This is a genomic window from Microcystis sp. T1-4, from assembly GCF_000297435.1.
Lineage (GTDB): Bacteria > Cyanobacteriota > Cyanobacteriia > Cyanobacteriales > Microcystaceae > Microcystis.
In genome coordinates, this window is the sequence record NZ_CAIP01000022.1 from 1 (window position 1) to 11,727 (window position 11,727).

Consider the following 11,727-nt stretch of genomic DNA (forward strand, 5'->3'; position numbering starts at 1 on the left):
AACAAGGTTTTTAGATTTATTCAGCCAACCCTACTTATTGTCTTGAAAATATGTCCGTCAGTCAGGCAAAAAGCTCCCCACACTTGTACTATAAATCTATCCCCATTTCTCGCAAACGGGCCTCCAGCTGTTGAGAACGCTGTCTTTCCGCTTCCAGCGCTTGCTGAGTAGCATTTAATTGCTCCTGGGCCGCCGCTGCTTGCTCCTGGGCTGCTTCTTCTGGCAAGGGGATTAAATTGCCTTCTGGGTCATAAAATCTCGCCCAAATTGCCGTTTCTCGGTCAATAGTCCCCTCCCAAGTTCCCAACCAATAGCCTAAGCTTTCGCACCATAACCAGCCGCGCTCGTTTCGTTCTAAAGAATGGTAGCGTTGGTCGGCCCCTAAATGCCATCCTTGTAAAGAATTGCCATCAAAAGGATCGTAGATGAAATAATCTGGCGTGCGGAAGGTTCCCTCATAAATGGCTTTTTTTCGCACTTTATCGGTTCTTGCGGTACTAGGAGAGGTTAATTCCACGATAACGTCAGGATAACGTCCCTCTTCTTCCCAAATTACCCAACCCTGTCGCTCTCTCTTGCCATCGACATTGAGGACAGCGAAGAAATCGGGCCCGCGAAAATCGCGATTTTTCGCCTGTTCGCGGCTGAAATAAATAAACATATTGCCACCCGTGTAGAAGTCGTCTCGCTCACCGTAACCTTCCTGTAGGGAGCGAATCAGCACATTCATGGCAATGCGGTGTCGATTGCTTTCCAAGGGTTCACCATCATCAAAAATTAAGTCTGTGGGGGGTGGGGGTGGTTCCCAAAAGTCCTCGAAATCTTCTTCTATCAGTGCCGGAGAGGTGGCAGTTTCGTCGCTTTTGGCAATCGTCATTTTTTCGGCCTCTCTAGGTGGGAGTGTCCAGATTTTTGCTGATTATTGATCCTATGATAACTTTTTTGCCAACTCGATCGCTTTATGTAGATTCTTAAGCAAAAATTTTTGGCTCTTCTAGGTTCTGTGTGATAAGTTTAATTGACATAGGATCGATCGATCTTTGTGTCCTTTGTGTCTTTGTGGTTCGTTCCACCCCCTCGCTCTTGAGAAATGTATCTTAAAATACATTTTACCCACCAAAGCTGGGAGAGCCAAATTTTTTAATTCCCCCCAGTCTTACCTGTTTGCGCTTCGGTACCGGGGCTTGAGATAATCAGATAGCTATCATCTCAAAAACTATCACCATGACGATCGATCCGCAACAACTCATCGAACTGGCTCTCCAATCGGGAGCGGTGGCAGCCGAAGTTTATCAATCTTCCTCCCTTTCCCATCCCGTTTTTTTTGAGGCTAATCGTCTTAAACAGTTAGAAAGTTCCGAATCCGTGGGAACTGCCTTGAGATTATGGCGCCAGGGTTGTCCGGGGTTAGCGGTGGGTTATGGTGATGTAGAACCGGAAATTTTAGTAGAAACGGCGTTAAATTTATCCTATCTCAATGCCCCGGAAGAAATCGAATTTTCGGCACCACGACAGGCAATTTATGACCCGATTGGCCAGGATGTGGCGGTAGAATCTTTAATCGAGATGGGTAATCAAATGATTGGCCAAATTCGCCAAGTTTATCCTGAAGTTATTTGTAGTGGTGAATGGGAATGTGAACAGGAAATCACCCGTTTGGCTAATTCCCAGGGTTTATATTGTCAATATACCGATACAGCTTTGAGTTATTATCTGGGGATTGAATGGGTGCGGGGGGAGGATTTTCTCGCAGTTTATGATGGGGAATATACTCGCAGTACACCCCATCCCGAAACGGTAATTAAACAGTTATTGCAGCGACTACAATGGGCCGCCAATAATGTGGATAGTCCCACGGGGAAATTACCAATTTTATTGACCTCTAATGCAGTTACACTGTTATGGGGTACGGTGGAGATGGCTTTAAATGGGAAACAGATCTTAGAAAATTCTTCGCCCTGGAGTGATAAAATCGGTCAATTGGTGATGTCGGAAAAGTTGACTCTATCCCAACAACCCCAGCGAGAACCCTATAGTTGTCCCTTTGATGATGAGGGAACTCCTACCAAATTTTTATCTTTAATTGAGGGAGGTAGAGTTAAGGAATTCTATAGCGATCGTACCACGGCCAGATTGTTAAAAACTACTCCGACGGGAAACGGTTTTCGTCCCGGTTTAGGGGTTTATCCCATGCCGGATTTGGTTAATTTAATCGTGGCACCGGGAGAGGGAACTTTAGAGGATTTAATCTCGCAAATAGATGAGGGCCTAGTTATCGACCAAATTTTAGGTCATGGGGCCGATATTTCGGGCGATTTTTCTGTCAATGTCGATCTGGGTTATCGCATAGAAAATGGCAAAATCACCGGACGCGTTAAAGATACAATGGTGACGGGAAATGTTTATACGGCTTTGCAGAATTTAATCGCTCTGGGGGCCGATAATCAATGGAATGGCTCCTGTTATACTCCCTCGCTAATTGTTGATAGTTTATCGGTGGTAGGGTAAAAATGTGGCGTTGTCAAATTGAAAGATGCTCCTAATCAGATGGGAACTGAAATTACTATGTGTAGGGCTAATTCATGAATTAGCCCTACAATAGGCGTTGTAAAATTGAAAGATGCTCCGAATCATCATCATCTGGGAACTGAGATTAACTCAGCCTACTTTTTGGGGTTAATTTTTTTGGGGCTTTATTTGACCTGAAAAGAGGGGGGTCGCAGGCAAGCACGGATTCCCATTCTATAAGAAATTATCTGTCAAGTCGTGGGGTTTTGTCAAGCTTTTTTAGGAAAAAAATTAACCGATGTGAGTCAGTATTTTTCAGCTTGGGATTAACGCTTTAGTTGCCGAGGCGCCAAGGCGATTTAATTGCCGATTAATTTGCCACCCGACGATGGTTAAACCCAACCACTGACTGAAGATTGCCAAAGCGAAAGAGGGAAGTGTAGCGTATTTAGTAGCGGCAATGGGAAGAAAAGTAAAAAACCATAACAGCGGAGATTGACTGGGATTAACTCGCAAGACAGCGAAACAGAGGAAGGGGAAAATAATCAAAATGCCGATGCTAGTGACTGCCAGCAAAGCGCGTTTATTTGTCCTGACTAACATCAATAACTGGGTGATAGCGGCATAGACTAAAATCATGTTCATTCCCAAGAGAAACCCGGCTGCAGTGGCTAGTTTATATTGATGGAGAGGGGCGATAAAAATAGCGGGAAGAATGAATAAAATGGCAATGGCGACGTTAATAGCCATGGCTAGAGTAGAAGGACTTTTTTCGCCAAAGATTAAAGCTTTTCCCAGACTAATGCCCGTTTTTCCTTGCAAATGACGATAGCGCGCCCAATCTTGAAGAGTTTGACGAGGAGGAGTGAGGGCAAAAAGGATTAACAAGCCGAAAATTGCCACAAAAACGCTAAGAATCGCAAAATTATCGAAAAGATAGCTCGGTTCCAGAGTTTGGAAGACAAAACCTAGGCTAATGGCACTAAAACAGCCCATAATCCAATAACTTTGGGGTTTACTAACAAGAGTAGCGAGGGGATTATGGAAGCGACGCTGGATAATTCTGGTTAAACCGCAGGTGCAGAGGGCAAAATTGAGCAAAATTAAGCTAATACCCATTATAACCGATTGCCAGAGAGATTGACCGTACCAACGCAGATCAAAGATTTGTGAGATTCCTAGATAGCGTACCGCATCGGGGGGGAGAAAAGTAGATTTAACTAGATAGGGAAGGACAAAACTAGGATTAAAGAGAATTAACCAATCAAAGGGGGTACGGGAACCGCCATAGCCCGATAAAGTAAAAATAGTGCTATAAAACACAAAGATTAAGACTGTAGCACTGCCTAACCAGGGTTGAAATCCCCCTAACCATGGCGTGGCCAAAGCGAAACTCAGGGCAGCATGATAGAAAAAGGCACAACTAGCGATTAGAACCCCGTAGAAGGCTAAAATTAACGAAAAGGGAATACCTGCTAATAAACCCGCTCCCAAGTGAAAGGGTAAAGCGAGAAGACAGACGAGATAGAGGAGAATGGGAACCCCGAAAATTTTGCCGATAAAAATTGTTCTGGCGGGTTGGGGACTCAGACGGATAAAATTAAGTGTACCTCGGCGCTCTTCCCCGGAAAGATCGGCGATTAATTGATAGGTTCCCACCACTAAAAGAGCGAAAATGCCGGTAATACTCAGAAAAGTGAAGATATCTAACCACCATAACCGGGAGATAATCATCCATTGACCATTTAGGTCTTGGATACAGTATTTAAGCCCACTATAGGGATAATAATCGTTGTTATTGGGGGGATTAGCGGTACAGTAACGACTAAATCCCGCCTCTACCGGCAAGAGATTTTGATAGTATAAATAAACTAATAATTGACCAACTAGGGAGATAACCGAGGCGATCGAGATATTTTTCGGGGTTAATCTTCCTTGCCATTCTCGCATAATTTGCGGGTTGGTTTCCGTGAGGCGATCGATTATTGTCGCTATCATATTTCTGTCCTCTCTACAGCCGTTATTAGGAGCTAATCCTAGATTAACCCAGTAACTTGTCGATCGGTTCGGGGAGGAAGAAATCCATCGAGATGCAGCTAAAATCTGGGTTCGGGAATCAAAAGGGGAAAAGTGCCAGACCCGGGAGCTTCTGTTTTACACTAGAATTTGGCCGCCTGAATCTAGATCTATGCCCACTCTGACTCTCAATTTTCCCCTAACTGCCGTTGTCGGCCAAGAAGCGATTAAATTAGCCCTACTCTTAGCCGCCGTGGATCCCGCCCTAGGGGGTGTGGTAATTGCCGGTCGTCGGGGAACCGCCAAATCAGTCATGGCGCGAGCGATACATTCCCTACTGCCACCGATCGAAATTATCGCAGGTAATGTCTTTAATTGTGATCCCAACAATGCCGACGAATGGGACGATCACACTAAAGAAGAATATAGCAGTGGAGAAGTCCCCACGGAAGTTATCCGGGCCCCCTTCGTGCAGATTCCCCTGGGAGTCACCGAGGATCGTTTATTGGGGTCCGTCGATGTGGAAGAATCGGTGAAACGGGGGGAACCAGTCTTTCAACCCGGTTTATTAGCCAGCGCTCATCGGGGAATTCTCTACGTCGATGAAATTAATCTACTCGATGACCAAATTGCTAACCAATTACTCACAGTTTTAAGCGAAGGACGCAACCAAATCGAACGGGAAGGCATCAGTTTTCAACATCCCTGTAAACCGCTCCTGATCGCTACTTATAACCCAGAAGAAGGGGACTTACGAACCCATTTATTAGATAGAATTGCCATTGCCCTTTCCGCCGATGGTGTCCTCAGTTTAGACCAACGAGTCACCGCCGTCAATCAGGCGATCGAGTATGCTGTTTCTCCCAGCGCTTTTATCGCCCAATATGCCCAAGAAATCGATGATCTAAAAACCGAAATTATTCTGGCGAGGGAATGGTTAAAAGAGGTAAAAATTAAACCCGAACAAATTAGTTATCTAGTGGAGGAAGCGGTGCGCGGTAGGGTAGAAGGTCATCGCGCCGAGATTTTTGCCGTGAGAGTAGCCAAGGCCGCCGCTGCTTTAGAAGGTCGGGATTTAGTCAGTGCCGATGACTTAAAAAGAGCCGTCGAATTAGTTATTGTACCTCGATCGCTGATTACGCCGCCACCTCCAGAACAGGAACAACAGCCACCGCCACCACCGCCACCACCGGAACCGCCCCAAGACGAAAACCAGCAGGAACAGGAAGAAAAAGAGGAGGAGAAAGAGGAAGAAAAAGAACCGGAACAGCCGGATAATCTGCCGGAAGAATTTGTTTTCGACCCAGAAGGGGTTTTACTGGATCCCAGTGTGTTGTATTTTGCCCAGATGGCCCAGCGTCAGGGGAAATCCGGGGCGCGTAACCTGATTTTCTCGGAAGATAGGGGACGTTATATTAAGCCGATGTTACCCCGGGGCAAGGTAAAAAGAGTCGCCGTCGATGCCACTCTCCGGGCGGCTGCCCCCTATCAAAAAGCCCGTCGCTTAAGGAATCCCGAACGTCATGTGATTATAGAAGAAGGGGATCTGCGCTCAAAACGGCTGGCCCGCAAGGCCGGTTCTTTAATTGTCTTTGTCGTTGATGCCTCCGGTTCCATGGCCCTGAATCGGATGCAGTCGGCCAAAGGTGCGGTTATGCGTCTGTTAACGGAAGCTTACGAAAATCGCGACCAGATTGCCCTGATTCCTTTCCGGGGTGAGCGAGCAGATGTACTATTGCCGCCGACCAAATCGATTACCCTAGCGAAAAAACGTCTAGAAACCCTGCCCTGTGGCGGTGGTTCCCCCTTAGCTCACGGTTTAACCCAAGCGGTTCATGTGGGGATGAATGCCCGTTTATCGGGAGATATCGGTCAAGTGGTGATTGTGGCGATTACCGACGGGAGAAGTAATATTCCTTTGGCGAAATCTTTAGGCGAACCGATTCCGGAGGGGGAAAAACCGGATATTAAGGCAGAACTGCTCGATATTGCCGCTAAAATTCGCTCTTTAGGCATTAAACTGCTGGTTATCGATACGGAGAAAAAATTCGTCTCCACTGGTTTTGCCAAAGAATTAGCCCTAAAAGCCGGGGGTAAGTATTATCATCTACCCCGGGCTACGGAACAAGCGATCGCATCTATGGCGCGAGGGGCAATTGCGGGACTGTAGCTAGGGTTTGCGGCAAAAAGTTTTTCGGTGGGGGCAGGGTGTAGCCCCCCCAACCCCCCCGACATCGGGGGGGCAGGGTGTGGGGTGTAGGGAAGGAAACCTCTTTCATCTGTGGGGGTGAAAATTTTTTCATCGGGACTGCCTCCTGCCGTCGTTAATGACTTGTATTTTGCTGATTTTCTGTTTTTTTTCGGTCCAGTGTGACAGCATCTAGAAAAACTTAACAATAATCAGCAATAAGCGAGAGATATACTACAAACAAACATGAGCAAGTTTTAATTAAGATAACTATGAGCTTTCGATTGGGCAAAATCTTGATAGCAGGGGTATTAGCGACACTTTTGCTAGTAACTTCCTGTGCTAAAGCTCCCTCGCAATTTGACCAAGCGCAACAAGAAAGTACCGCTCGCGGGGCGGCGGCAGTGGTGAAAGAATCCACCTCTGGCGGCAGTTTTAATCGGTTTTTCCCGCCTTCTGGGGGAGGATACGAGCGCGTCTATACCCAGGAGAAAAAAGGCTTTGCCGAGGCAAAACTGAAGCAAGATGGCAAAGTTCTGGCTATGTTAGCCATATCTGACATCAGCAATAATCCCGCGGCGGCCAATAAATTCCAAGACAGTCAAACCACAATTAAAGGTTTTCCCGCTGTCGAACAGGGTGCAACCGCCAGCGCCGTTTTAGTCAATAATCGCTATCAAGTCAAGGTTTTATCGCGGGAGCCGGATTTTACCGCCAGCGATCGCCAAACTTGGTTAGCTAAGTTCGATTTAGATGGTTTAGCAAAGTTAAAGTAAGGAGACATCCGTGAGTAAGCCAATTTTTCAACTGGTGGACGAATTACCGACGAATAATCTCACCGTCAAAGTTCTCAAAACCCTTGATTATGTGGTGCCGGGACAGTGGGATAACCTAGTCGGGTTTAAAAATACAATTATCAAAGTCACCGGCGAAACCGACGAAAGCATGATTCAACAGATTGGCGATCGAGCCGTTTGGTTGTTTAATGATAAATCCCAGGGCTATCAACGGGCGCTCTGGCTCTACCAAACCATCGACAGCGCCGATAATGCCCTAGCCACCGCCTCTCTTGCCAATGCCGTCGGTGGTAAAATTCCCCTCATGGGCGGTTTAATCGAAAGATTAACTCCTGCCCCCGAAAAAGCGCAAACCATCGATCTAACCCTGAAATTAGTGACAGAATTAATCGCTTTTTGTCAAATTAATGGCATTCCGGGGGATAGTATCGATGATTTCGTCGCTTCTCTGGGAGATTATAGCGGCGAATCCCTGATGCGGATGGCGGCGTTAGTTTGTTTGGATGGTTTAATTCCCCTGGGGGGCAGTTTTATCCGCAAAGTGGAATCGGGCCTCAGCATTCTCAGGCCAGAAGAATTAGAATCTAACTCCACTTTCGGCAGTATTAAAGAATTGATTCCGGGGGGAAATACTGCCAGAAAATTAGACTTTATCGGTCAAAGTTTCGACTCCACTAAAGGTTGGATGAGTGGTTTTGTCAGCGAGCGCAGTTTGAGCCAGCAGGGATTATTGAGCAAAATCCAGGGATTTATCGACTTTTCTGCCGATAAATTGGTATATGTCGGGGCATTCCTCGATATGACGACTAATTACTATGAACATACTGGCATTCAAACCCTGGCTCGTCGTTTAATCGAAAGAGCCGTGGCGGAAATTTAAGTGGCATAGGGGGGAGAGATGGACAGACCGATACTAAATCCGCTTTTAATAGTGTGATTAACCCCCAATCCGACTGTAAAAACCTACTTCCCACTCGGCCAAGTATTTAGTATAATATCCTCTCTTTAGTCCCTCAAGGCCATGAATCAGGTACAACTTATCCATGCCGCTAAACAGCAAGATGCAGCCGCTATTATTGTCCTACTTAACCAAAGTCTCTTAACCAGAAAAATAGAGGTTATTGAAGCCACCTCACAAGAAAATGCCCTGACTCTCAAAGTTCAATCCAAAAGGATACCCAATCAACACAAATTATTGCCTTTTTTGTCGGCAGAAATCAAAAGCTTGGGCATCGATGGATTAGAACAAGTGATCGTTTACGGTATGACCGAGGAATCCGATATCCCCGCTTGGCAAGAATCGATAACCCTGAGTCAAGATGATTTAATCGTCAATCATGTCACCAAATTAAACTCTTTGCCGATAATAACCGCAGAAATCGCCGAAAATGACCGAGAAGACGACCCAGAAGCTTTGGAAGACTCTGAAACAACCGAAGAAAAAGCCCTAGAGAAACCAGAGGAGTTCCCTGAAGCTGCTGAGGATATTGTGGCTACTGGTGAGGGATTTTCCCTATCTCATCGGAGAGATTCCCCTTGTCCCCTCAGTATAATTTTGTCTTACCTAGCGATTGGTTTTGGTGCTGGAATTATTATAGGTGCTTACTTCGGCTATCAAAAAGCAGTGAGTAAAATGTACGCACAACCCGGAGCGATCGAACAACCCCGATAAATTTTCCTGTCCCCAACCTGATATGATCGGAATTGCCCCGCTTACGATTAAAACCAATGCAGAATTTTCCTATCTCCAAATCTCAATGATTTAGGGCTTTTTTTCTTGGCAATTTGTCGTTAAGGACAGCAGCACCAGCTTATTTTTGATCTTTAGCCCCGTCTATCTAACCGCTCATGTCTATGGAAGAAGCCTTGAAACTCCTAAAAGAATATGGATGTATTAAACTAAAAATTGCCCAATCCCCCGAAGAAGAAGAAGCTCTAAGACAGGCAATTTTATTAGTTAACCAAGGTTCGGAATCAATTAATTTAGGTATCTGTGCCGATAACAATGAAGAGGGATTTAAAGCCCTGAAAAGTTATCTACAAGCCCTAGGATATCCCCTACCTAATAGTCTCCCAGAAGACCAACCAGAACAGGGAGCGGTGTATATTAAATACAATACCCAAAGACAAGCTTCCTATCTCGATTCCTATACGGGGACCTATCGCGGTGTCCTGGTTTCTTGTCAATCAGAAAATGATCAATTAGTCGGTACTTATGGTCACTTTCCCCTCGATTTATTTTCTTAAGAGGGATAGTTTTTACTGTTTACTAATAACAAGCAAAAAGTTAACCACTCCTATCCACTGACCTTCTCTTTCCTGACTCTTTTAATAATTTTACCTGAAAAAAATATGTATTTGTTAATTCCAGCAGCGGGAATGGGTAAACGGATGGGCAGCGATCGCAATAAGTTACTGCTCACCCTGCACGGAAAACCGCTCCTCGCTTGGACTTTACTGGCTGCCATGCAATCCAGGGCAATTATCTGGATTGGTATCATGGCACAACCAGAAGACTTTGAGGAGATCCGAGCAATTATCACCGCCATAAATGCCCTTAAACCCGTGCAAATCATCCAAGGAGGCGAAACCAGACAAAAATCAGTTTATAATGGCTTACAAGCCCTACCAGAGGGGGCTGAGACGGTTTTAATTCACGATGGGGCGCGATGTTTAGCCACTCCCGAATTATTCGATCGCTGTGCGGCCGCTTTAGCCACTTGTCAGGGTTTTATTGCGGCCATTCCGGTAAAAGATACGATTAAAATTGTCGATAGCAAGGGCTGGATTGAGGATACACCGGATCGATCGCGGTTGTGGGCGGCCCAAACGCCCCAGGGTTTTCAGGTAAAATTATTAAAAGAATGTCATGAACAGGGGCGAAAATTAGCTTGGGAAGTCACCGACGATGCTGCCTTATTAGAAAAATGTGGTTTTCCCGTGAAAATTGTCGTCGGTGAAGAAACTAACTTAAAAATTACTACCCCGGGGGATCTGGCAATTGCCGAATATATTTTAAGTCAACGTTTGCCATAAAAGTTTACAGTGATTGTATTAGACTAGGTAGCGGTCAACTCTAGGCGGTCTCTGATGATTTTTCCCTTTATATCAGTAATCATTCCCATCTACAATGGTGAAGATGATCTTCCCGATTTGCTCAAATGTTTGCAAAGTCAAACTTATCCCCGAGAGCAAGTGGAGTATCTTCTCGTAAATAACAATAGCAGCGATCAAACTGGGTCTATTTTAGAACAGGCAGCGATCGAGAGTAAAGGGTCAGGATTTCCGTTAGTTGTGCTTACAGAAAATCAGATTCAAAGTTCCTACGCCGCTCGTAATTTAGGCATAAAAAATGCCCGTTATAATCTGTTAGTTTTTACCGATGCCGATTGTCGTCCTTCCTATCAATGGTTAGAAGAAATAGTTAAACCCTTTGGTGATGCTAATATCGGTATCGTTGCAGGGGAAATATTAGCTTTAACTGGTAACTCAATGCTAGAAAAATATGCTGAACGTCGAGAGATTCTCTCGCAAAAATTTCTCTTAGAACACCCTTTTTCTCCCTATGGTCAAACAGCTAATTTAGCAATTAGAAAAGCCGCTTTCGAGAAAGTTGGTCTATTTCGTCCCTATTTAACTACGGGTGGCGATGCCGATATCTGTTGGCGTATTCAACAACAAACCGACTGGCAATTAACCTACGCACCAGAGGCAATTATTTACCATCGTCATCGTTCGACTATCAAGAGTTTTCGCAGTCAATTTCAACGCTACGGCTGTTCAAATCGCTATCTTCACGAATTGCACGGGGTCGAATTGATGCGACCTTTAACCAATCAACAGTTATTTTTTAGTCTCGGTCGTTGGTTATTAAAAGATCTACCAAAAAATACCCTCAAGTTACTGTTTGGCAAGGCTGATATAGTAGATTTATTGGCTACTCCCCTCGATTTAATTGGGTTTCAGTCCCGCAGCCAAGGACAGTCCACGGCTAAATTACCCGAAAAAGCTAAAGAAATCGAATGGCTTTAATTCAGTTATCAGTTATCAGTTATCGGTTATCAGATGTAAGTTTTCAGTTCACTGATTACTGATTACTGATTACTGTTTACTGATTAAGGTTTCCTCTAGGGTTTCTCCCTGAGTGAAACATCCTGGAATATTCTTAATTTCCGATACATATCCCTCGTCATCATAAGGATAAATTGTTATTGGATA

10 protein-coding genes are annotated in these 11,727 nt (G+C 45.1%); 8 read left to right on the forward strand and 2 right to left on the reverse strand.

The window, feature by feature from the left end:
- Nucleotides 1–88: 88 nt before the first annotated feature.
- On the reverse strand, nucleotides 89–877 hold the full coding sequence (locus MICAI_RS01175) for a Uma2 family endonuclease (protein WP_008196605.1): 789 nt from the start codon (nucleotides 875–877) through the stop codon (nucleotides 89–91).
- A gap of 347 nt (nucleotides 878–1,224) precedes the next feature.
- Between MICAI_RS01175 and MICAI_RS01180 the strand changes: the two genes are divergently transcribed.
- Nucleotides 1,225–2,508, forward strand: a complete 1,284-nt coding sequence (locus tag MICAI_RS01180; protein ID WP_008196608.1) for a TldD/PmbA family protein — start codon at nucleotides 1,225–1,227, stop codon at nucleotides 2,506–2,508.
- 315 nt (nucleotides 2,509–2,823) lie between these two features.
- Here the strand turns inward: MICAI_RS01180 and MICAI_RS01185 are convergent, their stop codons facing one another.
- On the reverse strand, nucleotides 2,824–4,506 hold the full coding sequence (locus tag MICAI_RS01185) for a hypothetical protein (RefSeq protein WP_008196610.1): 1,683 nt from the start codon (nucleotides 4,504–4,506) through the stop codon (nucleotides 2,824–2,826).
- Nucleotides 4,507–4,696: 190 nt separating this feature from the next.
- On the opposite strand from MICAI_RS01185, the gene bchD reads away from it, so the two are divergent.
- The 7 genes from bchD (at nucleotide 4,697) to MICAI_RS01220 (ending at nucleotide 11,541) form a co-directional block, all read left to right on the forward strand.
- Entirely contained in the window at nucleotides 4,697–6,694 is a 1,998-nt protein-coding gene (gene bchD / locus MICAI_RS01190; RefSeq protein WP_008196613.1) for a magnesium chelatase ATPase subunit D, read from the forward strand.
- Between the two features lie 290 nt (nucleotides 6,695–6,984).
- A complete protein-coding gene (locus MICAI_RS01195) occupies nucleotides 6,985–7,488 on the forward strand; it encodes a hypothetical protein (RefSeq protein ID WP_008196614.1) in 504 nt (167 codons plus the stop codon).
- A 10-nt stretch (nucleotides 7,489–7,498) separates the two neighbouring features.
- A complete protein-coding gene (locus tag MICAI_RS01200; RefSeq protein WP_008196616.1) occupies nucleotides 7,499–8,389 on the forward strand; it encodes a hypothetical protein in 891 nt (296 codons plus the stop codon).
- Nucleotides 8,390–8,530: 141 nt separating this feature from the next.
- Entirely contained in the window at nucleotides 8,531–9,181 is a 651-nt protein-coding gene (locus tag MICAI_RS01205) for a hypothetical protein (RefSeq protein WP_008196618.1), read from the forward strand.
- 176 nt (nucleotides 9,182–9,357) lie between these two features.
- Complete coding sequence (locus MICAI_RS01210) at nucleotides 9,358–9,756, forward strand: DUF1824 family protein (protein ID WP_008196620.1); 399 nt, start codon at nucleotides 9,358–9,360, stop codon at nucleotides 9,754–9,756.
- A gap of 105 nt (nucleotides 9,757–9,861) precedes the next feature.
- Entirely contained in the window at nucleotides 9,862–10,545 is a 684-nt protein-coding gene (ispD, locus tag MICAI_RS01215; protein ID WP_008196622.1) for a 2-C-methyl-D-erythritol 4-phosphate cytidylyltransferase, read from the forward strand.
- Nucleotides 10,546–10,599: 54 nt separating this feature from the next.
- Nucleotides 10,600–11,541: a glycosyltransferase gene (locus tag MICAI_RS01220; RefSeq protein ID WP_008196625.1), complete on the forward strand. Its 942-nt coding sequence runs from the start codon at nucleotides 10,600–10,602 to the stop codon at nucleotides 11,539–11,541.
- Nucleotides 11,542–11,727 lie beyond the last annotated feature (186 nt).